The following is a 25,928-nucleotide window of genomic DNA, read 5'->3' on the forward strand; positions in this document are numbered from 1 at the left end:
GAGCTTCACCCGAGAAATGGATCCCCAACCAGAGAGTGAGCAACACCATGTACGTCGTCACAGGAGCAGGCCCCGTCGGATGGACCATTGCCGAGCAACTCGCGGACCGCGGAGAACAGGTGCGCGTCCTGACCCGCTCAGGCAGCGGCCCGGACCACCCGCTGGTCGAAAAGCTCCGGGTGGACGTCTCGGATCCGGGCAAGTTGGCGCAAGCCTTCGACGGCGCCACGGCCGTCTTCCACTGCATCCACGGTTCTGCCTACCGGGCCAAAGCCTGGGCGGCCGAGCTTCCTGGAGCAGAGCAAGTGGTGATGGACGCCGCGGGGGCAGCGGGCGCCGTCGTCGTCTTCCCTGAGAGCCTCTACTCCTACAGCGAGCCGGACAAGACCATCACCGAAAGCAGCCCGCGCGAGGCGACCGGCGGGAAGCGCGGGATCCGCTCTGCCCTGCTGAAGGCCCGCCAAGCCCACCCGGCGAATACCGTCAGCGTGGTGGCGGGCGATTTCTTCGGGCCGCGGGCCCGCATGGCGCATGCCGGCGAGCGCATGGTGCCCCTGGTCCTCAAGGGCAAGACGGTCCAGGTTCTCGGAAGCGCCGGGCAGCCGCACTCTTTCACGTACGTCCCGGATCTTGCCGCAGCCATGATCGCCGCCGCTCAACGGCCCGAACTCTGGAACTCGGTACTGCACGCCCCCACGGGTCCGGCAATGACGATGCGGGAAATCGCCGGAAACTTCGCACGCTCGGCTGGCGTTCCCGAACCGAAGCTGAGCGTGGTTCCGGGCTGGCTGCTCCGAACCCTCGGCCTGTTTTCCACCGACATGAGGGAGCTGGCCGAAATGCTGTACCAGTTCGAGCGGCCGTTCGTCATGGACTCCACAGCAAGCCAGGCCAAGCTCGGGCTGGAACCGACGCCGCTTGCGGACGCGATGGCAGCGACAGTGGCCTGGTGGCGGGATCAGGAAGCCGTGGCCGCCCGCTGACCCGCTTTCGACGCCGGATCGCGAGCCAAGCGGCCCGGCCACCAAATCCGCCCGCCAATGTCGTAAGCCAGGGCAGGCACCAACAGCGAGCGCACGATCGTGGTGTCGAGCAGCACCCCGAACGCCACGATAAAGGAGATCTGCGCAAGGAAGAGGATCGGAATAACCCCAAGCGCGGCAAAGGTTGCGGCAAGAACCACTCCGGCGGAGGTGATCACCCCGCCGGTGGCGCCGAGCCCCTTCAAGATACCGGCCCGGGTTCCGTTGAGCGTCGACTCTTCCCGGACGCGGGTCATGAGGAAGATGTTGTAGTCAACGCCGAGGGCCACGAGGAAGACAAACCCGAAGAGCGGAACCGAGGCATCCGCTCCAGGGAATCCAAACACGTGGTTGAACACCCAGGCCGAGACGCCCAACGCGGCCGCATAGGACAGCACCACAGTCCCGATCAGCAATAGCGGCGCCAGGACGGAGCGCAGCAGTGCCATGAGCACCAACAGGATGACGGCCAAAACGATCGGGATGATGCGCCACAAATCAGATTGCGCGCTCGCGTTAGTGTCCGCGGCTGTGGCTGTGGTTCCTCCCACCAGGGTTCCTGGGGCCTTTTCATGGAGCTTCTGCCGGAGCGTGGCGATGGTCTGTTCGGCCTTCGCCGAGTCGGCTTCCGAAGACAAGGTGGCATTGATCAACACCCGGCCGTCCCGCACCAAGGGGGCTGGTTCCGTCGCAGCTTTCGCGAGCGGGCGGACGCCGGAATCCAGTTGGGCCGAAACCACCGATGCATCCGAGATGCCTTCCTGGGCCTTGACTTCCGCAAGTACCGCGACTGCCGCCATTTCGTCGGCCACAACCACCACCGGGCTTCCTGCACCGGCGGGATAATGCCGGCCCAGTGCCGATTGGCCATCCACCGCCTCGGATTTGCTCAGGATGAGTGCCGACTGCGGAACTCCGCTGGCTTGGAGCTGGAGCAGGCCCAGCGCGCAGACCACCAAAACGGCGGCTGCGCCCAGCCAAACGGCCCTGGGCCGCTTGGCGATGATTCCAGCCAAAAGCCTCCAGACCCGTGGAATGTCGGAGTTTGCCGAGCCTGCGACCCCGGCGACTCCGGCGCTCGGTCCGGCGCTCGCGGCCGGGTCCGTCCTCGGCGCACGCGGCCAAAATGCGGACTTGCCGAGCAAGCCGAGGGCCGCAGGAAGCAGCGTCAGGCTGGCCACCATTGAAAAGACGATTCCGATTGCGCCGATGGGCCCCAATCCGCGGTTTGAATTCAGTTCCGAGAAGAGCAGGCAAAGCAACGCCAAGGCGACCGTTGTCCCGGATGCCAGGATGGCGCCAAAACTCCCCTTGTATGCGCGTCCCACAGCCGACCATTTGTTCGACGCCTGACCCAGGGCCTCACGGTAACGGGCCACAAAGAGGAGGGCATAGTCGGTGGCTGAGCCGACTACCAGGATGGACAGGATCCCCTGGCTTTGTCCCGTCAATTGGATCGCGCCCGCCTTCGCCAAGGCAAAGACCACCAGGATGGAGCCGCAAAGCGCGAAGACAGCGGTAAGCAACACCACAAAGGGCAGCACCACGGATCGGTAGACGGCCAGCAGGATGACCAAAACGGCCCCCAGCGCAGCGAAGAGCAATATCCCGTCGATCCCGCCAAAGGCGTTGACCAAGTCGGCAAGGAAGCCCGCCGGTCCCGTCACGTAGGTGGTTGTTCCAGCGGGAAGCCCTGCCCCCACTGCATACCCCGCAGCCTTCTCGCGAAGCGCTTGGATGCTCCCCTTGACCCCGTTTCCTTCTTCCACCGGGACGATGAACTGCGCAGCTTTGCCGTCCGTGGACGGAATCGGCCCGACCGTCGACGTCGAATGGCTGACCCCGACGGCGGCGGACAGTTGGGTGCCGAGGGGCGCCAATCCGGCCAGTTGAGCGGGTGAAAGTTTCTCAGGAGACTCGATCAGCACCACTGCGGGAACGCTGCCGCTGGAAGTGAACTTGCTTTGCCATTCGCGGGCTTCGGTGGATTCGGCGCTCGCTGGCAGGAAGGATGCTTGGTCGTTGCTGGATACCTCGCTGAGCTTCCCAAAGGTCGGGCCGCCGATTCCGCCGATCGCCATCCACGCCACCAGCGATAGCACTGCCCCCGCCAACCACCACCGCGAACTGCTGCGTCGCCCGGTTCCAATCCGTTTGTCCATCATGCCCGCACCCTCCGTAATTACTTCCATGGCAAAATATATCTATCATGGAGATAATTGGTCAATGACATCTCGGTGGGATAATTTGAGGCTGAAGGAGGCCTCATGGATGACAATCAGCACGTCCGGTCCGCAGCCGTACTCCTTGGGCTACTCCAGCAGTTCACGCTCGAGACGGAGCGGTATGTGGAGGCCGTCAGCAACCGCCACCACCTCCATCGGACGGACCTGAATGCCTTGGCAGCCATGGTGGCTGCCGCACGGGAGGGCAAGACGATGACTCCCGGAGCGCTCAGGGCGGCACTCAACCTGAGTTCGCCGGCTACAACAGCCCTTGTGGACAGGCTCGACCGGGCAGGCCACTTGGCACGACGCCGCAGCGAGAAGGACCGCCGTCAGGTACATCTGGAGATGACCGATTCCGCGCGTGCCACCGGCAGCGAATTGTTTTCTCCCCTGGCGAGCGCCATCGCCCCGGTCATCGACGCGCTTTCGCCGGACGAACTCCACATAGTGATGGCTTTCATGCAAGGCGTCATCGAAGCCACCATGACTGCCCGGAACGATGTCACGCCAAACAGCTAGCCATCGAATGGAGTTATGCCTGAACCCCGGTGACTCGTGGACCGGTGCGGGAGTAACGTAGAGCACAACGGCTAGCTGGACCACTTTGTGGACTGGAGTGTCACCGTGGGTGTTGTGCGATCATCCCTGACCGAGCTCCTCGGGATACTTTCCGACGCCGTCTCGCCCGTGCGCGTGCGCTTCGATGACGGTTCCGAACCACCCATAGGCCAATCCCCCGATGCCCCCGTGACGGTGCACGCCGTCGCCATGAACAGGGTGGGCCGTTCCAGGCGTGAGGGGCCGCTGCTGGACCTTGAGCTCAAAGTGGCCGTGGAATGCCATGGTCCCATGCAACTGGACAACATGGAGAAGCTCCTCGTTGCCATCGAACAAAACACCCAATACTCAGTGGTCTCCAGCGGCGAGTTCCAGCCCGACGAATACGACGCCGGCATCCGCCAAGGCCTCGGCTTCCTGGTCCGCGTCCCCATTGGCATAAGCCTCGACGAGCCTTCCGAGCAGCCGGCCGCTGAACCCCGGCTTGCCGCCACCACGGTGGCCCGGCTCATCCACGGCAGGTTGGTCGACATCCACAACAAGGGCATCCCTGAGGCTTATATCCGCCCGCATTCCTCCGCAGCCGCCGTCGTGAGCGATCCCACCGGCCATTTCGAAGTCCTGGCCTCGGCGGACGATCTCCAGCACTTTGTCGTGGCGGTCCGCGGCACTGAACGCGAAGTCTCAGCCAACACGAGCAGCCTGCCGGTCATCATCCGATGGGAGTGAGTGCCCGGACGTGAAATGATCAACCATGCGTCCGATGCAGCACTCCAGCAAACTACAAAACGTCCGTTATGAACTCCGTGGGCCCATCCTCCAAGCGGCCAAGACCATGGAGGCCGAAGGGCACCGAATCCTCAAGATGAATCTTGGGGACACCGCGCCGTTTGGACTGGAAGCTCCGGAGTCCGTGGTGGTGGACATGATCCACCATCTCCGCGGAGCCCAGGGGTACAGCGACTCCAAGGGCATCTTCACGGCGCGGACTGCGATTTCGCAGTACTACCAGACCAAGAACCTGATGAATATCGGCGTCGAGGATATCTTCATCGGCAACGGCGTCAGCGAACTGATCTCCATGACGCTGCAGGCCTTCCTGGAAAACGGCGACGAGGTCCTCATCCCCGCGCCGGACTATCCGCTGTGGACGGCCACCGTGACCCTCACGGGCGGCACACCGGTGCACTATCTCTGCGACGAGGGCCAGAACTGGTGGCCGGACATGTCCGACGTCGAGGCCAAGATCACCAAGCGCACCAAGGCAATCGTCATCATCAACCCGAACAACCCGACAGGCGCGGTATACCCCCGCCACATCCTGGAACAGTTCACGGCGCTTGCACGCAAGCACGATCTTGTCCTCTTCTCGGACGAGATCTACGAGAAGATCCGCTACGAGGACGCGCAGCACATCCACATGGCATCCGTGGCGGACGACATCTGCGTCCTGACCTTCAGCGGCCTTTCCAAGGCTTATCGCATGCCCGGCTACCGGGCCGGTTGGGTCGCGGTGACCGGCCCGCATGCGGCAACCGCCGAATATCGTGAGGCGCTCGAGCTTCTGGCGTCCCTCCGGTTGTGCTCCAACGTCCCGGCGCAGCACGCCATCCAGACCTGCCTGGGCGGTTACCAGAGCATCGAGGAGCTCATCAGGCCAGGTGGCCGGCTCCGCGAACAACGGGATCTGGCTTTGAAGCTCCTGACTGCGATCCCCGGAGTGACTTGCGTTCCGGCGGCCGGAGCAATGTACTTATTCCCGCGGCTGGACCCTGACGTCTATCCGATCGAGAGCGACGAGAAGTTCGTCCTCGACTTGCTGCAGGACCAGAAAATCCTTGTCTCCCACGGCTCGGCCTTCAACTGGCCAACCCCGGACCATTTCCGCTTCGTCATCCTGCCCTCTGTCCGGGAGATCGAGGAGGCCGTGCGCAGGATCGCCACGTTCCTGGCGGCGTATCGGAACCGACCCCAGGAGTAAGGCCACGCCGAGTTCCGCCCGCTTTCCACTCCATCGGGGTAGCGTTTCCCTATGAACGAGCAGAAGCCTGAAGACGTCTACACACACGGCCATCACGAGTCCGTCGTACGCGCCCATGCCTCCCGCACAGCCGAGAACTCTGCCGCGTTTGTCATCCCGCATCTCACCGCCGGGACATCAGTGCTCGACGTCGGATGCGGGCCTGGGAGCATCACCTGCGACTTCGCGGAACTGGTGGCTCCGGCGAAGGTCGTCGGGCTCGACCGTTCCGCCGAGATCGTGGCGCAGGCTGCCACGCTTGCGGACGAGCGTGGCGTGGAAAACGTGGAGTTCGTGACGGGCAACATCTACGATCTGGACTTCGAGGACGAGACCTTCGACCTCGTCCATGCCCACCAAGTCCTGCAGCACCTGACCGACCCCGTGGCCGCGCTGCGCGAGATGCGGCGCGTGGCCAAGCCCGGCGCCATCGTGGCAGTACGCGACGCCGACTTCCACGGCATGAGCTGGTACCCGGAAGTCCGTGAGCTCGACGACTGGATGGAGCTATACCAGAAGATCGCCCGACGGAACGGAGCAGAGCCCGACGCCGGGCGGCGGCTTGTGTCGTGGGCGCAGCAGGCGGGCTTCACCGACGTCGCGCCCTCCAGCAGCAACTGGCTGTACGCCACGGCGCAGCAGCGCCGTTGGCAGTCGCGGGTGTGGAGCGAGCGCGTCCTGCACTCCGCCTTTGCAGAGCAGGCCCTGGAATACGGGCTGGCCAACGAGGCTGACCTGGCCCGGATCGCCGCCGGATGGCACCGTTGGGGCTCCACGGATGATGGATTTTTCCTGATCCCGAACGGGGAAGTGATCGCACGGGCGTAACGGCCCGCGGACAGCCCGCCAAACATTTTCCGGGAATTTCCATCAACCATGTCGAAAACCGTCCGGTGGTTCCGACCCATGAACGAAAGCGCCCACACGGAGCGCCCTGATAAGGAGTTCGAGATGAAATACATGATCATGATGTTTGGTTCGGCCGAGGGCATGATGGAGACCGCGGATCCCGAATGGATCAGGGAAATGATCGGGTTCATGATCCAGATCGACAAAGATCTCACCGATTCCGGCGAGATGGTATTCAACGCCGGACTGGCCGACCCCGGCACCGCCAAGCTGGTCAAGCAGACGGACACCGGGATCATCACCACCGATGGGCCCTTCGCCGAGGCCAAGGAATCACTCATCGGCTACTGGGTAGTGGATGTCGCCAGCGAGGAACGGGCCGTGGAAATCTGCTCCAGCATCGTGAAGTACGCGCCGGTTGTGGAGTTGCGCCGCATCCAGGACGCGCCGCCGGAGGTCTAGCGCTTGGCCGAACCTTCCCGGGAATCCACGTTCGAGGACCTGCTGCGCACGCTGGCGCCGCAGGTCCTTGGCGTGCTCGTCCGCAGGCACGGCCAATTTGCCGAGTGCGAGGATGCCGTCCAGGAAGCCCTGCTCGAGGCAGCATTGCAATGGCCGGCCTCCGGTGTCCCGGACAACCCGAGATCGTGGCTGCTCACGGTGGCCACGCGGCGTTTGGTTGACTACTGGCGTAGCGAAAGTGCCCGGCAGGCTCGAGAACAACGCGCGGCGGCCATGGAACCGCCGCCCGGCGAGGACCCCTCCTCAACAAGTGAGCCGGAAGGGTTAGCGGAAGACACCCTCACCCTCCTGTTCCTGTGCTGCCACCCCGCCCTCTCGGCACCTTCGCAACTGGCACTGACCTTGCGGGCAGTCGGAGGGCTCACGACGGCGGAAATCGCCAGCGCGTTCTTCGTCCCTGAGGCCACCATGGGCCAGAGGATCAGCCGGGCCAAGCAGAGCATCAAGAAGGCCGGAGCCCATTTCGAGCTCCCGGAAACGGGCGAGCGACAGGCGCGGCTCGGCGTCGTACTCCATGTCCTATACCTGATCTTCAACGAGGGCTACGCGGCCAGTTCAGGCCCGTCCATGCAGCGCGAAGACCTCACTGCCGAGGCCATCCGCCTTGCCCGGCTCCTTCGGGGGCTGCTTCCGAGCGAGCTCGAAGTGGGCGGGTTGCTGGCCCTCATGCTGCTCACCGACGCACGACGACGGGCGAGGTCCCTCCCGGACGGGATGTTGGTGCCGCTCGCGGAACAGGATCGCCGGCTGTGGGACACGACCCAGATCGCCGAGGGCCTTGAACTCTTGTCAACAGTGCTCGGGGTCGGCCGTCCGGGCCCCTACCAGCTGCAGGCCGCCATCGCCGCAGTCCATGCCGAGGCATCCTCCGCGGACCAGACCGACTGGCCACAGATCCTGGCGTTGTACACGGTCCTCGAAGCCATGGCCCCGAGTCCGGTTGTGGCGCTCAACCGGGCAGTTGCCGTGGCCATGGTTGAAGGGCCGCGGGCGGCCCTTCAACTGTTGGATGGGCTTGGGGCCGGGCTGGGAGACTGGCACAGGCTCGACGCCGTTCGCGGGCACTTGCTCGAAATGGCCGGCGAGCTTGCGGGCGCCCGGGAGTGCTTTCTTGCCGCGGCGAAGAAGACGGGGAGTCTGCAGGAGCGGCAGTATCTCCTGGTGAAGGCGGCCAAACTGGGGCAGTTGTCCACATAGGCAAAGTGGTCTCTGTCTGTGGGCCGCGGCCGCGAATAGCCTCAACACATGATCATTCAAGCAGGCTTTGACCTCCAGATTCTTGCCCGCCCGCTCATAGTCCAAGATGAAAAACTCTACCCAAGACTCGTCGTGATTGGCCTCGACGCCGAGATGCAGCTGGAAAGCATCCGGGTTGTCACGGAGTCCTTTGAAGGCAGCTTGAATCCATTCCGGGACGCCATCCTGGAAGATCTGGATATCGAGGGCTCGACGTATTTTGCGATCGCGCACGCCGGAATTTGGGCCGAGGACGACTACTTCAATGAACAGCCAATCCTCGCGGAGGCGAAGCACTTGTCAGAGGCAGCGGCACGGCAAGGGCTTCACATGATCGGCCATTTTGGGCTCGACGAAAACGGGTACATGTCCAACGGCCCGCACTCCTACTTCGACCAATATGTACTTGGCGACGATCTCCCGGAAACGATGCTTCACTGGGTGCATTCGAGGTTTGGCAAGTGTGCCTGAGCGCCGTCGGCTGTGGCCCAGAAGCATCCACCGTGCCACCGAGCCTTACGTCGGCTGGGTTGACCAACTAGACTTGGTCAACATGGCACAGTACAACGTTCAGGAGGCAAAGACCCGCCTTTCTGAGCTCCTCAACATGGTTGAACGGGGCGAGGAAGTGGTTATCGCCAAGGCCGGCAAGCCCGTCGCACGGCTCGTGAAGATTGAGCGGCCCACCAAGCGCCGCCTTGGATTCGTCAAGGGACAACTTCCCGACAATTTCCTAGAGCCCATGGATGAGGAGGAACTTACGCTGTGGGAAGCACCCCTTATCTCCTCGATACGCATGCCCTGATTTGGGCCCTGACGGAACCCAGGAAGCTCTCATCCAAGGCGAGACGCGCAATCCAGTCATTCGACAACCGCCTCGTGGCATCATCCGCCAGCGCATACGAGATCGGCTACAAGCACAAGCTGGGTAAGCTCCCCGGCTTGGACGGACTGTTTCTGGGTTATGCGCGGCATGTCGCCGAGCTGTGCAACGAGGAGCTGTCCATTCGGAGTGTCCATGCGCTTGCGGCCGCGCACCTCGATTGGGAGCATCGAGACCCGTTCGACAGGCTGATCGCTGCGCAAGCCATCGTGGAATCGATGGTGGTTATCACGGCCGATCAGGAATTCCATAGCTTCCCGTTGGTGGAGACGCTCTGGTAACCGCTCGTCCGTGTAGGCTCATCAGCTCGTCCGGGCGGCGCGCCCCGCGGGCATAAGCTGGATTGGTGCAAATTTCGCTTTGGCTGGCCCTGGTAGGCGCCGGCACCCTGATCAGTTTCACTCCCGGCGCGGGCGCCATCTCCACCATGAGCAATTCGCTCAACTCCGGATTCCGCCGCTCCATCTGGGGAGTGCTGGGCCAACAGGCGGCACTGATCATGCACATCCTGATCGTTGCGCTCGGGGTAGGTGTTCTGGTCTCCAGCTCGCCTGTGGTCTTCAACGTGATCCGCTACACGGGGGCGGCATATCTCGTGTACATGGGCATCCGACAATTCCTGCACCGGCCGGACCTGGACAAGGAAAAAGTAGAGGCCCGGCGGAACGAGCCGGCCTGGTCCATGTTCCAGCGAGGCGTTTGGGTCAACCTGCTCAACCCCAAGGCGATCGTTTTCTTCCTGGCCTTCATGCCCCAATTCATCCGTCCCGAGCAGCCGCTGATACCGCAGTATCTGATCCTCAGCACCACGATCGTTTTCATCGACATCTGCGTCATGTGGTTCTTCTTCGCCTTGGCGGCCCGTTCATTCCAACGGTTCACGCACAACGAGCACGGCCAAAAAGTCCTCAACCGCACGTTTGGAGTGCTTTTCATGTCCGTGGGTGTGCTGCTCGCCGCCATCCACTAGAAACTAATCGATTGCTCCCCACCGGCTCCCAGCCTTCGCAAGCTCAGGCCGGGGCCCTCGCCGGCGTGGGACCAAACTGTCGTATTGAACCTTCAGAACGACAGTTACGGAGCAATCGATTTTAAGATCGGGCAGGCCGCCAGCCGGCCTGGACCAGCGCGCCTCGGACCTTGGCTATCGCAGCTTTCGCATCGTTCACCATGTGGCGCTTTGAGATCCGGACCTCCGTCCAACCCAGCGCCTCATACCGTTCCGATCGGCTGATGTCCCGCACCACTTGTGATCGCCAGGCGGAGCAATGACTCCTGCGGCGAATCCGAGCCTATCCGGATCAGTTGGATGGCTACTCTTGCTTTGCGCAGCCCTCTCTTTCCCTTATGGCGATCGATCACTCGCTGAAGATCCCCAAGAGTGCACAGCGGCGTGTCCCGCCCTTCGAATTCAACCCGCGGTATCCGCACACAGCTGTCCCCCATGACCACCAATTCGTCCACGGTCAGTATCTCGGCCATGTCGAACCAGGTACGCTCCACAGTGGTGACGGGGACGCCATCAACCGTAGTGACCTCGTCCTCATAGAGCTTCATGCGGTGCACGACGACGTGCGGCCGGTTGAGGTGGGCAGCACCCTCGGGGCGGATCACATGGAACATTTGCGCTGGCTCCTTCTGGCGACGTCGCGGCAGGTCAAGGAGTTCCGCCGCTGTGAGGTGGGATGCGGCGCGTCGCTCATTGACCTCGACGAAAGGGCGCACGCGGATGCACAAGGGGAGCTCCGCCGTCGGGCTTTCCGAACGAATCCCCCTGCCAAGTCTCTTCAGAGAGCCGTGCCGAAGACGCCCAGGGCTGACGCCCTCGTGGAGCCGCGCACCACCAGCGAGCTCTCGAGGGTCAGTTGCGGCTGGTCTAGTTCACGGCCTTCCATCAGCCCCCGAAGTTGTTCGCCGGCCTTGAGTCCCAGTGGAGTGGCCGGCAAGTGCACACTGGTCAGGCTCGGGTTGCTCGTGGCCGAATACGGCAGGTCGTCGAAGCCGGCAACCGCCAGTTCCTCCGGAATCCGGACCCCGGCCACGCGGGCTTCCTGAAGCACGCCGTACGCGTGGGTGTCCGTTCCGCAGACGACGGCGGTGACCCCGGCTCGCTGCCAGTCCGGCCAGGCGGCAGCGAAGGCAGCCGCGGCAGCGCCGACGTCGATGGTGGTGCTGATGATGTGCGCGTCGGCAACGGAAATGCCGCAGGAATGTGCCTCATCCAAGAATGCCGCCCGGCGCACTTCGAACGTGGCCGTGCCGGTCACGCTGTCCACATAGGCAACGCGCTTGTGCCCGGAGGCCGCAAGGTGCGCGGCCAATTCACGGGCGCCGTGGGCAACATCGAGGTTCACGGACGGAGCGTAGGCCTCAAGGCCGGGCGCATCGAGAAGGACCAGCGGCCCGGCGACGGAAAGGTCTTCCAGGAAGGCCGCATTGGGCGCATCCACCAGCAGGCCGGCAGGGCGAAGGGCCAGGAGCTTCCGGACGTCCTCCGCACGGGGGAACTCACCGGCGTCGGTCACGGAAAGCAGCAGCTGGTACTCGGAGCCGAGCGATTCCCGGACGCCGGCAATGACCTTGGCGAAAAAGGGGTTGGAAATGTCCGGCGCCACAAGGATCACAATCGAGCTCACGCCCTTGGCCAACGAACTGCCGATGCCATCCACCACGTAGCCTAGCTCGGCGATGGCCTGGCGGACCCGCGAAATGTTGTCCTCGGAGACCCTGCCCTGCGTTTTGCCGTTGGCAACCAGGGACACGGTGGCAGTCGAGACCCCTGCCAGGGAGGCCACCATCGCCGCGGTGACGCGCTGCGTACGGCCTAAGGCCCGATGCACTGGTTCCGCGGATTCCATACAACGATCGTAGCCGGGAATCGGCCCCTTCCCACGCCGCAAGGCATCAAGCGCTTGACGCCATCAGCGTTAAGCGCTTGACGTGACCGGCAAGCCAGTGCCAGAATTCCCCTGAATGCTTTAGCGCCCTGCCTCGGCAGGCCCCAATGACGTGGAGATGAACATGGATCCCAACACCATGACCCGTGAACGCAAGAAGATCATCCTGGATTGCGATCCCGGGCATGACGACGCCGTTGCCCTGCTGCTGGCCCATGGCAACCCGGACATCGAACTGCTCGCCGTCACCACGGTGGTCGGCAACCAGACCCTCGAGAAGGTCACCCGCAACGCCCTGTCCGTGGGCACCATCGCAGGCATCACGGGTGTTCCCTTTGCCGCCGGCTGCGACCGTCCGCTGGTCCGCTGCATCGAAACCGCACCGGACATCCACGGCGAAACCGGTATGGACGGCCCCGAGCAGCCCCAGTCCACCATCGAGCTGGACCCGCGCCACGCCGTCGACCTCATCATCGAGACGATCATGGCGCACGAGCCGGGCACCGTGACCCTGGTCCCCACGGCGGGACTCACCAACATCGCCATGGCCGCCCGCAAGGAGCCGCGCATCGTTGAACGCGTCAAGGAAGTCGTCCTCATGGGCGGCGGCTACCACGTAGGAAACTGGAGCGCCGTGGCGGAATTCAACATCATCATCGACCCCGAGGCCGCGCACATCGTCTTCAACGAAAAATGGCCCGTAGTGATGGTCGGTTTGGACCTCACACACCAGGCCCTGGCCACCCCGGAAGTAGTCGAGAAGATCGCCGCTGTGGGCACCAAGCCTGCCAAGTTCGTCATGGAACTGATGGAGTTCTTCACCAAGACCTATAAGGACGCCCAGGGCTTTGACTATCCCCCGGTACACGATCCCTGCGCCGTGGCCTACGTCATCGACCCCACCGTGATGACCACCCGCAAGGTACCCGTTGACATCGAACTGCAGGGCAAGCTCACCCTTGGAATGACTGTGGCCGATTTCCGCGCCCCCGCACCGGCCGACTGCAACACCTCCGTCGCGGTCGACCTCGACCACGAGAAGTTCTGGAACCTCGTCACCGACGCGATCGTCCGCATCGGCGATCCCGCAACCGGCGCTGCCGCCACCACCGCCGCCACGCCCGCCGCCGCCGGCATCGCAGGAGAGGCCAAGTAAATGACCACCCTCATCAACGAAACCAAGACCAACCGCGGCAACGTCACCGCCCTCATGGTTGCCCTGCTGGCGGCCTGCGTGGCGTTCCAGCTCAACGCATCGATGCTCAGTCCGGCCCTGGTCACCATGGGCAACGAGCTCCACACGGACCAGGCGGTCATCGGCCTCTCCCAAACCTGGTTCTTCACGGCCGCAGCCCTGTTCTCGCTCTTCCTGCCGCGCCTGAGCGACATCGTCGGCCGTAAGAAGATCCTCCTCGGCATGATGCTGCTCATGGCCGTCGGCTCGGTCATCGCGGCCATGGCGCCCGACGTTACCTGGCTCTTCGTGGGCCGCATCATCCAGGGCGTCAGCGGTCCCACCGTGCCGCTGTGCCTCATCATGCTGCGCTCCGCGGTCAACAACCCGCGCAAGTACGGAGCCCTCATGGGCCTCATCACAGCGGTCAATGGCGGCGTCGCCGGCGTCGACTCCTTCGTGGGCGGCTACTTCGCCGAGCACTTCGGATTCCGGAGCATCTTCTGGCTCATGGTTGGCCTTGCTATCGTGGCCACGGCGTTGATCGCCATCCTTGCAGGGGAAAGCAAGCCCGCCGCCGGTACCGGAATGGACTGGCTTGGCGTGTTCTTCATTGTCATCGCTGTGGGCGCACTCCTGACAGCCCTGAACGAGGGATCCAAGCTGGTCGGCGCTTTCTCTTCCGGAACGCTCATGCTGGCCATCGGGCTGATCGTGGTCGCCGCAGCCGCGTTCGCCGCCTTCTGGACAGTCGAGAAGCGCTCCAAGAAGCCCATGGTGGAAACGATCCACCTTCGCCAGCGTTCCACCTGGGCACCACTGCTGACCACCACGCTCGCCATGACCGGTATCTTCGCAGTCATCAACGGCATCGTCCCTGCCTACGTCCAGGCTGCGGCCCCGGGATTCGGGGTTGGACCCACCGAGATGTCGCTCATGATCCTCACGCCGTACGCCCTCCTCGGCTGGGTGTTCGGACCGATCAGCGGCCGGCTCGCTCCCGTGCTCGGCTACACCAAAGTCCTGCGCATCGGCATGCTGGGAAGCATCGTGGCCCTTGCAGTCATCGCGTTCCTCGGACTCAGCAGCCTGCCCCTCATGATCGTGGGAACGGCCTTGCTCGGCATCATGTACGCCGGTACGGTCAACATCATGCTCAACGGACTCGGAGTTGTCCTCTCCCCCGCCGGCAACCCCGGCTTCCTGCCCGGCATGAACGCCGGAGCCTTCAACCTCGGCGCCGGCCTGAGCTTCCTCGTGTTGCCGGCCGTCCTTGTGGCCACCTCGGCGCTCGGCGACGCCAAGGCCTCGTACTTGACGGTCGTTGTCGTCGGCCTGGCCATCACGGTTGCCGCCTTCGCGGCGTCGCTGCTCATCCCCAAGCCGCTCGAAGCCGAGGTTGAAAAGTGAACCGCAGGATCGTGGTCGTCGGGTCCTTGAACGCGGACCTGACCATCTATTGCGAGCGGCTCCCGCTCCCGGGCGAAACCGTCCACGGCAACGGCTTCGCGGTCAATCCCGGCGGCAAGAGCGCCAACCAGGCCGTCGCGGCGAGCAAGCTGGGCGGCACGGTGACCCTGATCGGCGCTGTTGGAAACGACTCCAACGGCGACATGCTGCTCACCTCCACGGAAGGGGCCGGCGTGGACGTTTCCCGCGTCCGCCGTTCCGCGGATGATGCCACCGGCGTCGCGGTCATCGCGGTGGACGCGAATGGTGAGAACAACATCATCATTTCGGCCGGCGCCAACGGAACGCTCGCCCCGGCGGACGTGCCGGCGGACGCCTTCGACGACGCCGCGGTGCTCTGCCTCTGCCTGGAAGTCAGCCTTGAGACCGTGGAGGCTGCCGCCAAAACAGCGCACGACGCCGGCGCAACAGTCCTGTTGAACCTCTCGCCGTACGCCGAGATCCCGCAGAGCCTGGCCGCCTTGAGCGATGTCCTGCTGGTCAACGCCCACGAAGCCTCGATGTTCCTGGGCGACGCCGAGATGCCCCATCCGGGCGCGCACGCGAGCGCGTGGGAGCCGGTCCGGAGCCAGTTCGCGGAGCGGGGGCTGGAGCGGGTGCTCGTTACCCTTGGCTCGCATGGCTCGGTGGTGTTGGATTCACTCGCCGCGTCCGGGGAACAGATCTCGCGCATCGCACCCACCAAGGTCAGTGCCGTGGATACGACCGGTGCGGGGGACGCCTTCACCGGCGCCGTGGCTGCCCGCCTCGCCGCAGGTGTCACCTTGGCGGAAGCCGCGGCGTTCGCATCGGTTGCCGCAGCGCTCGCCACTACCAAGAAGGGCACCCAGGCCGCCTACCCCGGCGCCGAGGAAGTCCTGGAGCACTTGCGGATTTCGTGACTCATTACGCCTCCACCAGCGACTTTACAAATCCTGTAATCTCACCCTCCTTTTGACTAGCCAAGACGGGGTGGCATCCCCCATGCTTGCTCCATGTACTCAGCGTCGAGCCCATACCGCATCATCACCGTCTGCACGGGAAACATCTGCCGCTCACCCATGGCGCAACTGATGTTGACTGAAGCGTTCGACGCCGGAGGGCTTGGTGGAGCGGTTGTTGTGGACTCCGCGGGGACTACATCCTATGAGGCCGGACATCCCATCGATCCACGCGCAGCCCGCGTCCTTTCGGCCCACCGCATCCGCTCCGAAGGCCACATTGCCAGGAGTTGGCGCCAGGAGTGGTTCCGGGAGCGGGACCTGATTTTGGCGCTCGACGTGGATCACTATGGCTGGCTGCACGAGGCCGCGCCGGATTCGGAAACCCTCGCCAAGATCCGGATGCTGCGCAGTTTCGACCCAGCCGTTGCCGGCCGGAGCACCCTGGACCTGGGCATCGAGGATCCTTGGTATGGGGGCCACCACGATTTCGACGTGACCTGGGACCTCATCCGCGCGGCCGTCCCCGGGATCGTCGCGCACACCCGGGACGCCCTCGCCGCCAGGCAGCACGGACAGCACCACGACCCGCAGCAGGTACGCTCTATTTCATGACCCCAGCACCCGTGATCATCGCCATCGATGGCCGGTCCGGCGCGGGAAAGACCACTCTCGCCGTCGAACTAGCCGCCCGCCTCCGCATGCATCACAAGGTGTCGTTGTTCCATCTCGAAGATATCTATCCGGGCTGGAACGGCCTCGCCGCGGGTATCGAGCGGTACGTCACCACGGTCTTGGCACCGTTGCGGCGCGGCGACGCCGCCGAGTGGGTCAGTTGGGACTGGGAGAAACATTACGACGGCCGCAGCCACGTCACCCTGCCTGCCGAAATCGTCATCGTCGAGGGCGTCGGTGCAGCCGCGAGTGCCGCCCGGCCCATGCTGGACGCCGTGGTCTGGGTGGACGCTCCCGACGACGACCGCCGGCACCGTGCCATGGCCCGGGACGGCAGCAGCTACGAACCGTTCTGGGACAGCTGGGCAGCGCAGGAGGACGAATGGCTGGAGACCGACCAGGTCCTCGACCACATTGACGTCAGGGTACTGAATCGGGCAGACGGCAATGCCCCGGACGATGCCCTGCAGGCGCTGAACTACCTCCCTGCGCTCTCCCCCGTGCTGGCTCCCGAGCTCTCGGCACGCCGCGGATTGCAGCTCAAGGCCGAACGGATCGATGCCACGCCGGACGCCGCAGCCCTGTTCCAAGCGCTCTACGCCCGGTCCGCCAACGCCGTCTGGCTCGATTCCTCCAATGCGGCCTCCAACAGGGGCACAGTCGACGACGCCGGTTCCTCCAACGCCGCCGAACGCAGCCGCTTCAGTATCCTCGCGGACGACGGCGGCTCCTTCGGTCAGTCTGTGATGCACAGCTCCGGAACCACCCGCCTCAGCGCCGGATGCGCCACCGCGGTGACCACAGGTCCCTTCTTCCGCTGGCTGGACACCGTGTGGGGCCGCAAGGCTTTGCGGGCACCGGAAGGCTATGACTGCGAATTCACGCTCGGTTGGCTGGGGTACCTCGGCTACGAACTGAAGCGGGAGACCGGTGGCAGCGATGTCCAAGCCGGCACTCCCGATGCGGCGTTGCTTTTCGCCGGACGGGCCGTGGTGATCGACCACCGTGAGGCTGCGGTCTGGCTGCTCGCCATCGACGCTCCCGACGCCGGTGATTGGCTCGGGCTTGCCCGTGAGTCCGTGCTGTCCGCGGCGTCGGCACCCGAAAGTGCGCCGAGGCACTCGGCCGGGGATCCCGCCGTCGGGAGTTCCGCCATGGCGCTTGAGTTCTCCAGCCGCGACACCGAGGACGAGTACAAAAGCAAAATCACCGAGGCCCAGCACCAGATTGCCGAGGGCAACACGTACGAAGTCTGCCTGACCACCACGGTGACCGCCCCGGATCCCGGGCTGGACCCGTGGGAGAGCTACCTCGCGCTGCGCAAGCGCAACCCGGCGCCGTTCGCGAGCTACTTGCGGTTCGGTGACCTGACGGTTGCGAGTACCTCGCCGGAACGCTTCCTGCGGATTACTTCCGACGGCGGCATGCGGGCCGAGCCGATCAAGGGCACCAGGGCGCGGGCCAACGATCCGGTCATCGACGAAATGCTGCGGCGTGGCCTTGAATCCTCGCTCAAGGACCGTGCCGAGAACATCATGATCGTGGACTTGCTCCGCAACGACCTCAGCCACTTCGCCGTGCCGGGGTCGGTGACCGTCAGCCGGTTGTGCGCGGTGGAAAGCTACGCGACGGTGCACCAGATGGTGAGCACCATCGACGCCCGGCTGCGGCCTGGAGCACCGCGGGCCGAGGCCGTGGCGGCCGCGTTCCCTGCCGGCTCCATGACGGGCGCCCCGAAGATCAGCACCATGGACATCCTTGACGGCTTGGAGTCCGGACCGCGCGGGGTCTACTCCGGCGCGATCGGGTACTTTTCGCTCAATGCGGCGACCGATCTCGCCGTCGTGATCCGGACCCTGGTGATGTGTCCCGACGGCAACGGCGGACGCACGCTCAGTCTCGGCGTCGGGGGCGCCATCACGGCGGACTCGACGCCCCAGGACGAATACGAGGAAATCCGGACCAAGGCGTTCGGCGTGCTCTCCGCCCTGGGCGCGGAGTTTCCCGCTATCTGAGCGTCAGTCGTGTTCCTCCGTACGGGCGCGGACCGTCCGGGGATCGTTGCGGGTGATCGTGTAGTAAATCAGGCTGGCCAGGATGGCCCCCACGAACCATGAATACGGGCCCAGGCCCGAGCCTCCCGGCAGGAATGTCTGCAGGGCCGGGACCAGGGCCAAAACACCTGCGACGGCGGCGGCAGGGACCAGCGCCGCAATGGCCTTGAGGTTCCAGCCCTTGGTGTAGAAATAGAGGCCTTTCTCGTCCTCGTGGTACAGGTCCGAGACCTTGCACCGCTGGTGCCGGATGCGGAAGAAGTCCGTGAAGATGACCCCGAACAGCGGACCGAGAAGCGCGCCGAGTCCGCCCAGGAAGTACACGATCACTACGGGACTGCTGAAGAGGTTCCAGGGCAGGATCACGATTGCGAGCACAGCGCTGATGAGGCCGCCGCGGCGGAAGTCGATCCTGTGCGGGGCCACGTTGGCGAGGTCGTAGGAGGCCGAAACGAAGTTGGCCACCACATTGATGCCGATCGTGGCCACCACGAACGTCACGGCGGCGATGATGGTGATCCACGGATTCTTGATCGCCTGGACGATCGCCACGGGATCGGTGATGACCTTGAACATGTCCTGCCCGCGGTACTGGTCTGCGGTGAAGTAGGACGCCGCACCGGCTGTGACCACCACTGTGACCAGGGCGAACGCGATGAAGTTCACGGGCAGGCCCCAGAAGTTGCCGCGCAGGATGGTCTTCCGGTCTGGTGCGAACCGGGAGAAATCGCAAAAGTTCAGGAGAAGCGCGGCAAAGTAGGTGACTGTGAGGGCGATGGCAGAGAAGAACTGGGTCAGGGCTGCCGGGCCGTCCAAGGGCGCGACGCCGGGGATCGAGAGGCTGAACTTGTTGCCCGCTTGCGTCAGGATATAGATCGCGAGCGCGAACATGGCCACCCAGATTGCAGGGCCCGCCCAATCCTGGAACTTCCGGACCGTCTCCATGCCGCGCCGGATGACCAGCAGCTGGACCGCCCAGAGGACCAGGAAAGCCGCCCAGCCCACGGGCGTCAGGCCAAGGATGCGCGGCACGTCCGGACCGTCGAGCGACGTCAACTGGGGCCATACGGAAAACAGCAGCACCAGCACGGCTTCCGAAGCGAGCCAGGTCTGGATGCCGTACCAGGCGATGGCGATGAGTGCCCGGATCAGGGCAGCCAGGTTGGCGCCGAACAGGCCGAAGGACATCCGAGCCAAGACCGGATACGGTACGCCCGTTTTCTGCCCGGCCGTCCCGGCGAAGTTCATGAGGAAGTAGACCAGCGTAATGCCGAGGACCAGGGCCAGGAAGACTTGCCAGCCCACCAGTCCCGTGATGAACAGGCCGGCCGCGAAAGTGTAACCGGCGATGCTGTGGACGTCGCACATCCACAGGGCGAAGAGGCTGCGGACCCTCCAGTTGCGTTGCCGGGCCGGTGCGAGGTCCGCGTTCCACAGCCTGTCGCTGACCAATCGGCCTTCGGCGAGGATCCGGACTTTCTCAGGGTATTCGTCTCCCGGCTCGGGCGGTGCCTGCACAGCCGGTGACTCGTTTTTCCGCGCCATGACGCCTCCGAAGAACGCTTCCAAACATGCTTGGAATTCCAGAATCGCCCCATTGCGGCGCGAAGGAAAGCCCCCTTGGGAGTGCCCGCACGCCAAGCGCTAGCATTGGTCCCACTACGTCTTACCAGGAGGGTGCATGCCGTACATCGTTGACTTCGAGAATGTCTCTACCATCGGACTGGAATCGTCTCCCGTTGCCGAGGCGCTTGCCGGGTTGCGCGCCAACGAGGGCCGCTACTACCGGAACAAGTACGGCCACGTCTTCACAGTGAGCCCTGCCGGCGAGGTTCCGGAAGTCGTCGAGCGCGTGAGCCGCATCCTGAAGGAGGAGCGTGACATCGTCATCAGCTCCCGCCCGCTGGAAGCAACCGCCTTCGACGTCGACGGTTTGCGGATGGCCTACGTCTTCTACGAGTCCGGGTTGTCGGTCAACGTTATGTACGGCATCGAGGCCGACGGGAAGCGGGCTGTCGGATTCAAGCTCTCGGACGGCATGGAGATTCCGGAAGAACTGGCGTCACGCTTCAAATTCGCTCGCCAGAAGTCGAAGCTGGCAGGCGTCATCCGCGGCTCCTACTTCGTGATCAAGGGCGAGTACTGAACCGGCTCACGGCATCCAAGTAGGGCACACTCTATTTAGGAAGCCTACTGATTGTGTACCGTGGCAACCATCCTATTCATTGCCGCTTGTTACCGGTGCGGTGAAAGACCGGCCGGGCGGTTGAGGCAAGGCCGTGCCGGTTATCCCCGGGAAGGTTCGTGCCGCCACAAAAATTGGGGTCTACACATGAAAAAAATGCTCGCACCGCTCGGGATTCTCTTTGCTGGCGTACTGGCGTTGACCGGCTGCGGAGGTCCCGCAAATCCGGGCAACGCCGCCGCTTCCTCCTCGACACCGACACCAACTCCTACACCGAAGGCGTACACCAACGAGGAACTTGCGTCGATCGTCGCGCAGTTGAAGGATGACCAGGGCAAGCCCTTGACCGTGGAGCCTGCCGCGCAGCTCGATCAAGGCATCATCGCGGCGAAGCAGATGCTCGCGTCCGCCGTCATCACACCCCCGGCGTGCGCAGCGTTGGCGAACACCAACGCGCAAGTCCCGGACGGTGCGACGTATGCGGCAGGGGAGAGCATTTCGGCGGCGGATAAGTCCGTCACAGTGATCACCGCCCTGGCGGTGAAGGACCCCGCCGTCCTGGCCGGCCAGACGAAGAAATCCGCTGATGCCCTGGCGCAGTGTTCCACCTTCACGATCGAGGTGGGCGGGCAGAAGGTCACTACCCAGACCCAGCCGTTGCCGCAGAAGACCAGCGGGGACCAGTCAACGGGAGCATTGAGCACCCAGGTCCTGCCGTCGGGCCAGAAGGTGACCACACTGACCGTGACCGGTGTGAAAGGCAATCTCGGAGCCACAGCGATCAAGACGGGCGCCACTGTCACCGCGGACTCCGCGGCGGAACTGGTCAAACTCGTCAACGCCGTCCTCGGCTAGCAGTCAGCGGAAGCGGACAGCTCAAGCGCCGAGGTTCAACATTTCGACATAGCGGTCGATCATCATGTGTTGGCCCTTGATCTGGGAAATCAGCTCCGGGCTGGCGATCTCGCCGTCGGGCAGTTGTCCCGAGCCGCCGGACGGTCCCAACGGAAGGATGATGACGGGCTTCGACGGCGTGTAAGCGGCCAGATCCGTGGAGCCTTCGATCTGGGCTTGGATGTTCTTGGCAACCACTGCGGCCTCGCGACCCGCGACGCCCGCTTTGTTCACGTCGATCGCCGAAATGTCGCCCAAAGCGTAGACGTTCTCGAAGCCCGCAACGCGGAGTTCGGGGGTGACGTCAAGGTATCCCTCGGCGTTCCGCGCGGCAAGGAGGCCTCCCGCCACATAGTCCGTCTGCGGGGCTATTCCATAGCAGCGGAACCAAATGTCCGCCTGGATGGCGGTACCGTCCGCGGTGTTGACGGTAAAGGTGGCAAATTCACCCGCAGGAACAGGAGGCAACTGCACCAACGGGCTTCCCAGAATCCGGCGTACGCCGAGTTCATCCAACTGCCGGTTGACCTCAATCCGCAGCCGTGGATCGTAGGGCCCGGGAAGGATGTCCGCCGCCACATCTACCATCACGATGTCCTTCTCCGGCCATGCCGCCGCGATCTCGCCTGCGAACTCAAGGCCTACCGCCCCGGCGCCCAGCAGCATCACCCTGTCTGCACGTTTGAGGTCGTCATGTGCGGCTTGGTAGCGGGCGATGGCGTCGCTGGTGACCATTCGATCGCTTTTGGCCGGGAAGGGGTAGCTGGAACCGCTGGCGAGGACAAGGTAGTCCGGCGCCAGGCTGGCACCCGAAGCCAGCTCGACCGTGTGCCCGTCCACCCGGACAGCGCGGTCCCGGAGTACCTCTCCATGCGCCAACAGGCGGTCATAGGGAAGGAACATCCGCGGCAGGAAATCGGTTTGGACCACAGATCGGAGGGCCGCAATGTTGTGTACGAAAGCGTCCTTGGGTTCCACCAAGGTAACCGTCGCGTGTTCGTCCAACGCCTTGGCTACGGAAATCCCGCCGTAGCCTCCGCCGATAACCACCACAGTGGGGTGCTGAGCCTGGTCATTCATGGCAACTCCCTCGGTAGAAAGCTCACGCTGCGCGGCTTGTGCCGCCCAGATCGTTTATGAATGACAACGATTGTTGGTTATCAATAATTTCCTCAGTGATAAGATTTTCCTGATGAGTTCTTCGGCAGCGGGAAAGCAACTGGGGTTCCTCCTTGCGCGTCACGGGCGCATCATGAATACGCGCCTCCGCCAAGCGCTGGACTCCTCCGGGCTCAGCCCGAGGCATGCCGTGCTGCTGTGCCGGCTTGACGAGTCCGGCCCGCTCAGTCAGCAGGGCCTGATCGATGCTCTCTCCATCGACGCGAGCGGACTAGTAGCGGTCCTGAACGACCTTGAGCGCCAAGGGCTGGCGGAACGACGCCGGGACCCCGCGGACCGCCGTCGTCATATCGTAGAAATCACCGCGGAAGGCAAACGCGCGGTGGCATCCATTGAAGTTGCGGTGGCCGACGTCGAGCAGGAGGCCTTTGCGGGATTCTCCGCTGATGAGCTCCAGCAACTCCATGGATTGCTGTCGAGGATCCACGGCGAACCTGCGGACGAGGCCTGCGAGGACTGAGTCCCTACTGTAGGGTCGCCGTCAGCCGCGCTACATTGTCCACGTATTTGGCAAGCATCGGCCGGTGCAACCAGCCCTCCAGGGTCAGCTCGCGGCACATTTCCCTGTAGCTCGACTCCACGGAGCGCATGCTGTCCACGGCTTCGGCGCCCAGGAGCATCACGGACACCTCCATGTTGAGCGAGAAGGAACGCATGTCCATGTTGCTGGAACCGAGGACGGCCACTTCTTCGTCAATGGTGAAGTGCTTGGCGTGCAGGACGTACGGCGCGCGGTACAGGTAGATCCGTACCCCGGCTTCCAGCAGCGCCTCGTAGTAGGACCGCTGCGCATGGTGGACCAGGAACTGGTCGCCCTTCTCGGAGACGAAAAGTTCCACGTCGACGCCACGCTGGGCCGCCGTCGTGATGGCGTACAGCAGGGAATCGTCGGGCACGAAGTACGGGCTGCAGATCGAGATGCGGTGCTGGGCCGAGTAGATCAGCGTATTGAACAGGCGGAGGTTGTTTTCCGTGACGAACCCCGGGCCGCTCGGAACCACCTGTGCGGTCATCCTGCCGGGTGTTGCCTGGACCGCGACTTGCAGTTGATGTTCGAGGGATTCGTCGGTTTCGCTCAGCCAGTCGGTGGCGAAGACGACGTTGAGGGTTGCAACGATCGGCCCCTCCATCCGCGCCATAAGCTCCACCCATTTGCGCCCGGCGCGTCGGTGCTTGGGGTTGTTGTAGGAGGGCTCAATCAGGTTCTGGGAACCCGTGAAGGCAATTTCGCCGTCGATCACCAGGATTTTCCGGTGGTTCCGCAAATCCGGACGGCGCCACTGGCCATGGATTGGCAACAGCGGCAACATGCGGCGCCACTGGATCTGGCCGCGCTTGAGCCTGCGGACCAGCTTTCGGTAGCCGGGAATCCGCAGCGTGCCGATGTGGTCGAACAGAAGGCGGACGTTGACGCCGCGCGCGGCTGCCTTTTCCAACTCGGTGAGCAGTTCGTCTGTGACTGAGTCGCTGCTCATGATGTAGAACTCCGCGTTGACGAACTTCTTGGCCCCCTTGACCGCTTCCGCCATGGCTTTGATGGACTCTTCGTAGCCGGGGAAGAGCTCCATGGAGTTGCCGTCCACCATCGGCAAGGATCCCAGCCGCCGGTTCAGTTCACCGGCCGACGTCACCCATTCGGGTCCCGAGTACGTGCTGACGACGTCGGCGAGCGCCGACGTGCCTGCACGCACCCGATCGTTGACTTCCTCCTGCTGTTCACGACGACGGCGGGACAAGCGGAAATTGCCGAACAACAGGAACAGGACGAAGCCGACGGAGGGAACGAGGAAGACGGCCAGGAGCCACGCCATGGCCGTGGTGGGGCGGCGGTTACCGGGGATGACGCCCAGCAGCACCACCCTCAGGATAATCTCGACGACGGCCCACGCGCTGAGGAGCCAGGTCCACTCAACCCCGAACTGAAAAGGAAACAGCACCCCACACCCCCACGATCGAATAGTTAGTCAAAGAACCAACAGTCAGCCCAGCCTATCTGGCGCACCGCTCGCGACTGTTCGTCCTGTGGGCCAGCACTAAGCTGGAAGCATGACTTTACCTGCCTCGACGGTCCTCGTTTTCCTGGATCCAGCGTTCGAAAACGGCCGCGTCGCCGATTCCAGCCAGCCACAGCTCATGGCAACCGACCTGGGCGCCACCCGGGGCGACGGCGTCTTCGAGTCGCTGCTCGCCGTCGAGGGCCGTGCGCGCAAGGTGCAAGCGCACCTGAACAGGCTAGAGAGCTCAGCCCGCGCACTGGACCTCAACATTCCCGAACAGGACGTCTGGCGCCGGGCGATCGACACCGCGATCACCGAATTCCGGGACGCCTTCCCCGCGCCGAGCCCGGCCGAAGACGAGGTAGTGGTCAAGCTGCTGGTGACGCGCGGGGTGGAAGGGGCCTCGACTCCCACGTGCTGGATCCAGGCTTCGCCGTCCCCCGCGGGCAGTCGCCGGCAGCGCGAGACGGGCATCGACGTCGTACTTCTTGACCGTGGCTTTGACACGGAGGCGGGCGACCGCGCCCCCTGGCTGCTGCTCGGCGCCAAGACGCTCTCCTACGCCGTGAACATGGCCGCGCTGCGCTACGCGCACAAGCAAGGTGCGGACGACGCAATCTTCACGTCAACGGACGGCCGCGTCCTGGAGGGCCCGACGTCGACCGTGTTGTTGGCCCACGTCGAAACGGTCGACGACGGCGCCGGCTCGGTGCGCACGGTCAAGCGCCTCATCACTCCGCAGCTGGACAGCGGCATCCTGCCCGGCACGTCCCAGGACGCGCTGTTCTCCAAAGCGAAGGCAGCGGGCTGGGAGCTCGGCTACGGCCCGCTGGTCCCGGAAGACCTGTTCGACGCGGACGCGGTGTGGCTGATCTCGAGCATCCGGCTCATCGCGCCCGTCAACCACGTGGATGGCAGGGAGATTGGCACGCCGGCAATGCGCAAACAGCTGACGGCCGAGCTGAACGAGCTGTTCGCGGGGATCGAGTAGGGTTTTCGCGCCAACTGCCTCCCCTGCCCAACTGATATGTAGAAGCTGTTGTCAAGAGGCAGTGGTGAGCGGCTCCCGGTTTTGGTGTCGGGGGCCGCTTTCCGTTGGGGTGCTGTCCGGGTGTGGTGGGTGTGCTGGCGGGTCTTGTGTTCGACTGCAGTGTCAGACTGATAT

26 protein-coding genes are annotated in these 25,928 nt (G+C 64.0%); 20 read left to right on the plus strand and 6 right to left on the minus strand.

The genetic code is table 11. The features are described from left to right. The first annotated feature begins 47 nt into the window (after positions 1–47). The gene (locus AC1DJB_RS20830; RefSeq protein ID WP_441432994.1) at positions 48–983 is read left to right on the plus strand and encodes an NAD-dependent epimerase/dehydratase family protein; all 936 of its coding nucleotides are present in this window, start codon (positions 48–50) and stop codon (positions 981–983) included. Here the strand turns inward: AC1DJB_RS20830 and AC1DJB_RS20835 are convergent. Continuing rightward, positions 959–3,187: an MMPL family transporter gene (locus AC1DJB_RS20835; protein ID WP_441432995.1), complete on the minus strand. Its 2,229-nt coding sequence runs from the start codon at positions 3,185–3,187 to the stop codon at positions 959–961. The two genes, AC1DJB_RS20830 and AC1DJB_RS20835, sit on opposite strands and share 25 nt — an antisense overlap. Positions 3,188–3,289: 102 nt before the next feature. Between AC1DJB_RS20835 and AC1DJB_RS20840 the strand changes: the two genes are divergently transcribed. The 10 genes from AC1DJB_RS20840 (at position 3,290) to AC1DJB_RS20885 (ending at position 10,288) form a co-directional block, all read left to right on the plus strand. After that, positions 3,290–3,769 (plus strand): MarR family winged helix-turn-helix transcriptional regulator, encoded by a 480-nt coding sequence (locus AC1DJB_RS20840; RefSeq protein WP_306963099.1) that lies wholly within the window; start codon positions 3,290–3,292, stop codon positions 3,767–3,769. Between the two features lie 105 nt (positions 3,770–3,874). Next, positions 3,875–4,537, plus strand: coding sequence for a hypothetical protein (locus AC1DJB_RS20845; RefSeq protein WP_306963100.1), 663 nt, complete (start codon positions 3,875–3,877; stop codon positions 4,535–4,537). A 25-nt stretch (positions 4,538–4,562) separates the two neighbouring features. Further along, entirely contained in the window at positions 4,563–5,789 is a 1,227-nt protein-coding gene (locus tag AC1DJB_RS20850; RefSeq protein WP_441432948.1) for a pyridoxal phosphate-dependent aminotransferase, read from the plus strand. A gap of 51 nt (positions 5,790–5,840) precedes the next feature. Further along, the gene (locus AC1DJB_RS20855; RefSeq protein ID WP_306963105.1) at positions 5,841–6,656 is read left to right on the plus strand and encodes a methyltransferase domain-containing protein; all 816 of its coding nucleotides are present in this window, start codon (positions 5,841–5,843) and stop codon (positions 6,654–6,656) included. Between the two features lie 123 nt (positions 6,657–6,779). Further along, a complete protein-coding gene (locus AC1DJB_RS20860) occupies positions 6,780–7,139 on the plus strand; it encodes a YciI family protein (RefSeq protein ID WP_306963107.1) in 360 nt (119 codons plus the stop codon). A gap of 3 nt (positions 7,140–7,142) precedes the next feature. Further along, positions 7,143–8,396, plus strand: a complete 1,254-nt coding sequence (locus tag AC1DJB_RS20865) for an RNA polymerase sigma factor (RefSeq protein ID WP_441432949.1) — start codon at positions 7,143–7,145, stop codon at positions 8,394–8,396. A gap of 48 nt (positions 8,397–8,444) precedes the next feature. Next, positions 8,445–8,906: a hypothetical protein gene (locus AC1DJB_RS20870; RefSeq protein WP_059389869.1), complete on the plus strand. Its 462-nt coding sequence runs from the start codon at positions 8,445–8,447 to the stop codon at positions 8,904–8,906. An 82-nt stretch (positions 8,907–8,988) separates the two neighbouring features. Beyond that, entirely contained in the window at positions 8,989–9,240 is a 252-nt protein-coding gene (locus tag AC1DJB_RS20875) for a type II toxin-antitoxin system Phd/YefM family antitoxin (RefSeq protein ID WP_059389870.1), read from the plus strand. Then, positions 9,201–9,599 carry a type II toxin-antitoxin system VapC family toxin gene (locus AC1DJB_RS20880; protein WP_441432950.1) on the plus strand — a complete coding sequence of 133 codons (399 nt, stop codon included), beginning with the start codon at positions 9,201–9,203 and terminating at the stop codon, positions 9,597–9,599. The genes AC1DJB_RS20875 and AC1DJB_RS20880 overlap by 40 nt, the downstream gene beginning before the upstream one ends. Before the next feature lie 65 nt (positions 9,600–9,664). Beyond that, a complete protein-coding gene (locus AC1DJB_RS20885) occupies positions 9,665–10,288 on the plus strand; it encodes a LysE family transporter (protein WP_306963113.1) in 624 nt (207 codons plus the stop codon). A 242-nt stretch (positions 10,289–10,530) separates the two neighbouring features. On the opposite strand, the gene AC1DJB_RS20890 is transcribed toward AC1DJB_RS20885, so the two are convergent. Next, positions 10,531–10,941 carry a hypothetical protein gene (locus AC1DJB_RS20890; protein ID WP_441432951.1) on the minus strand — a complete coding sequence of 137 codons (411 nt, stop codon included), beginning with the start codon at positions 10,939–10,941 and terminating at the stop codon, positions 10,531–10,533. A gap of 164 nt (positions 10,942–11,105) precedes the next feature. Further along, a complete protein-coding gene (locus AC1DJB_RS20895) occupies positions 11,106–12,116 on the minus strand; it encodes a LacI family DNA-binding transcriptional regulator (protein WP_284991307.1) in 1,011 nt (336 codons plus the stop codon). 223 nt (positions 12,117–12,339) lie between these two features. On the opposite strand from AC1DJB_RS20895, the gene uriH reads away from it, so the two are divergent. The 5 genes from uriH (at position 12,340) to pabB (ending at position 18,469) form a co-directional block, all read left to right on the plus strand. Then, positions 12,340–13,371: a uridine-preferring nucleoside hydrolase UriH gene (gene uriH, locus AC1DJB_RS20900; protein WP_441432952.1), complete on the plus strand. Its 1,032-nt coding sequence runs from the start codon at positions 12,340–12,342 to the stop codon at positions 13,369–13,371. Then, entirely contained in the window at positions 13,372–14,799 is a 1,428-nt protein-coding gene (gene uriT / locus AC1DJB_RS20905) for a uridine transporter UriT (protein ID WP_307054908.1), read from the plus strand. Further along, the gene (locus AC1DJB_RS20910) at positions 14,796–15,740 is read left to right on the plus strand and encodes a ribokinase (protein WP_441432953.1); all 945 of its coding nucleotides are present in this window, start codon (positions 14,796–14,798) and stop codon (positions 15,738–15,740) included. Before uriT ends, AC1DJB_RS20910 begins: the two co-directional genes overlap by 4 nt. Before the next feature lie 93 nt (positions 15,741–15,833). Continuing rightward, entirely contained in the window at positions 15,834–16,394 is a 561-nt protein-coding gene (locus tag AC1DJB_RS20915) for a low molecular weight protein-tyrosine-phosphatase (protein WP_059389864.1), read from the plus strand. Next, positions 16,391–18,469 (plus strand): aminodeoxychorismate synthase component I, encoded by a 2,079-nt coding sequence (gene pabB, locus AC1DJB_RS20920; RefSeq protein ID WP_441432954.1) that lies wholly within the window; start codon positions 16,391–16,393, stop codon positions 18,467–18,469. Before AC1DJB_RS20915 ends, pabB begins: the two co-directional genes overlap by 4 nt. Before the next feature lie 3 nt (positions 18,470–18,472). Here pabB and AC1DJB_RS20925 read toward each other — a convergent pair whose 3' ends face one another. After that, positions 18,473–20,053: an NCS1 family nucleobase:cation symporter-1 gene (locus tag AC1DJB_RS20925; RefSeq protein WP_441432955.1), complete on the minus strand. Its 1,581-nt coding sequence runs from the start codon at positions 20,051–20,053 to the stop codon at positions 18,473–18,475. A 136-nt stretch (positions 20,054–20,189) separates the two neighbouring features. Here AC1DJB_RS20925 and AC1DJB_RS20930 point away from each other — a divergent pair, with 136 nt between their 5' ends. Both AC1DJB_RS20930 and AC1DJB_RS20935 read left to right on the plus strand, forming a co-directional pair. Beyond that, complete coding sequence (locus AC1DJB_RS20930) at positions 20,190–20,654, plus strand: phage tail protein (protein ID WP_441432956.1); 465 nt, start codon at positions 20,190–20,192, stop codon at positions 20,652–20,654. A gap of 186 nt (positions 20,655–20,840) precedes the next feature. After that, positions 20,841–21,548 carry a hypothetical protein gene (locus tag AC1DJB_RS20935; protein WP_476910788.1) on the plus strand — a complete coding sequence of 236 codons (708 nt, stop codon included), beginning with the start codon at positions 20,841–20,843 and terminating at the stop codon, positions 21,546–21,548. A 21-nt stretch (positions 21,549–21,569) separates the two neighbouring features. Here the strand turns inward: AC1DJB_RS20935 and AC1DJB_RS20940 are convergent, their stop codons facing one another. Then, complete coding sequence (locus AC1DJB_RS20940) at positions 21,570–22,667, minus strand: FAD-dependent oxidoreductase (RefSeq protein WP_307054900.1); 1,098 nt, start codon at positions 22,665–22,667, stop codon at positions 21,570–21,572. A gap of 112 nt (positions 22,668–22,779) precedes the next feature. On the opposite strand from AC1DJB_RS20940, the gene AC1DJB_RS20945 reads away from it, so the two are divergent. Beyond that, positions 22,780–23,226, plus strand: a complete 447-nt coding sequence (locus tag AC1DJB_RS20945; protein WP_284991254.1) for a MarR family winged helix-turn-helix transcriptional regulator — start codon at positions 22,780–22,782, stop codon at positions 23,224–23,226. Positions 23,227–23,230: 4 nt separating this feature from the next. Here AC1DJB_RS20945 and cls read toward each other — a convergent pair whose 3' ends face one another. Then, complete coding sequence (gene cls, locus AC1DJB_RS20950; protein ID WP_476910789.1) at positions 23,231–24,703, minus strand: cardiolipin synthase; 1,473 nt, start codon at positions 24,701–24,703, stop codon at positions 23,231–23,233. A 109-nt stretch (positions 24,704–24,812) separates the two neighbouring features. Here cls and AC1DJB_RS20955 point away from each other — a divergent pair, with 109 nt between their 5' ends. Then, the gene (locus tag AC1DJB_RS20955) at positions 24,813–25,754 is read left to right on the plus strand and encodes an aminodeoxychorismate lyase (RefSeq protein ID WP_307054897.1); all 942 of its coding nucleotides are present in this window, start codon (positions 24,813–24,815) and stop codon (positions 25,752–25,754) included. Positions 25,755–25,928: the final 174 nt, after the last annotated feature.

Source organism: Arthrobacter sp. 01T428, assembly GCF_056398685.1.

Bases quoted from the DNA above. Each gene is read 5' to 3' on its own strand.
- AC1DJB_RS20830 (WP_441432994.1), top strand. From the start codon at position 48: ATGTACGTCGTCACAGGAGCAGGCCCCGTCGGATGGACCATTGCCGAG.
- AC1DJB_RS20835 (WP_441432995.1), bottom strand. From the start codon at position 3,187: ATGATGGACAAACGGATTGGAACCGGGCGACGCAGCAGTTCGCGGTGG.
- AC1DJB_RS20840 (WP_306963099.1), top strand. From the start codon at position 3,290: ATGGATGACAATCAGCACGTCCGGTCCGCAGCCGTACTCCTTGGGCTA.
- AC1DJB_RS20850 (WP_441432948.1), top strand. From the start codon at position 4,563: ATGCGTCCGATGCAGCACTCCAGCAAACTACAAAACGTCCGTTATGAA.
- AC1DJB_RS20855 (WP_306963105.1), top strand. From the start codon at position 5,841: ATGAACGAGCAGAAGCCTGAAGACGTCTACACACACGGCCATCACGAG.
- AC1DJB_RS20860 (WP_306963107.1), top strand. From the start codon at position 6,780: ATGAAATACATGATCATGATGTTTGGTTCGGCCGAGGGCATGATGGAG.
- AC1DJB_RS20870 (WP_059389869.1), top strand. From the start codon at position 8,445: ATGATCATTCAAGCAGGCTTTGACCTCCAGATTCTTGCCCGCCCGCTC.
- AC1DJB_RS20875 (WP_059389870.1), top strand. From the start codon at position 8,989: ATGGCACAGTACAACGTTCAGGAGGCAAAGACCCGCCTTTCTGAGCTC.
- AC1DJB_RS20890 (WP_441432951.1), bottom strand. From the start codon at position 10,941: ATGTTCCATGTGATCCGCCCCGAGGGTGCTGCCCACCTCAACCGGCCG.
- AC1DJB_RS20895 (WP_284991307.1), bottom strand. From the start codon at position 12,116: ATGGTGGCCTCCCTGGCAGGGGTCTCGACTGCCACCGTGTCCCTGGTT.
- uriH (WP_441432952.1), top strand. From the start codon at position 12,340: ATGGATCCCAACACCATGACCCGTGAACGCAAGAAGATCATCCTGGAT.
- uriT (WP_307054908.1), top strand. From the start codon at position 13,372: ATGACCACCCTCATCAACGAAACCAAGACCAACCGCGGCAACGTCACC.
- AC1DJB_RS20915 (WP_059389864.1), top strand. From the start codon at position 15,834: ATGTACTCAGCGTCGAGCCCATACCGCATCATCACCGTCTGCACGGGA.
- pabB (WP_441432954.1), top strand. From the start codon at position 16,391: ATGACCCCAGCACCCGTGATCATCGCCATCGATGGCCGGTCCGGCGCG.
- AC1DJB_RS20925 (WP_441432955.1), bottom strand. From the start codon at position 20,053: ATGGCGCGGAAAAACGAGTCACCGGCTGTGCAGGCACCGCCCGAGCCG.
- AC1DJB_RS20930 (WP_441432956.1), top strand. From the start codon at position 20,190: ATGCCGTACATCGTTGACTTCGAGAATGTCTCTACCATCGGACTGGAA.
- AC1DJB_RS20935 (WP_476910788.1), top strand. From the start codon at position 20,841: ATGAAAAAAATGCTCGCACCGCTCGGGATTCTCTTTGCTGGCGTACTG.
- AC1DJB_RS20940 (WP_307054900.1), bottom strand. From the start codon at position 22,667: ATGAATGACCAGGCTCAGCACCCCACTGTGGTGGTTATCGGCGGAGGC.
- AC1DJB_RS20945 (WP_284991254.1), top strand. From the start codon at position 22,780: ATGAGTTCTTCGGCAGCGGGAAAGCAACTGGGGTTCCTCCTTGCGCGT.
- AC1DJB_RS20955 (WP_307054897.1), top strand. From the start codon at position 24,813: ATGACTTTACCTGCCTCGACGGTCCTCGTTTTCCTGGATCCAGCGTTC.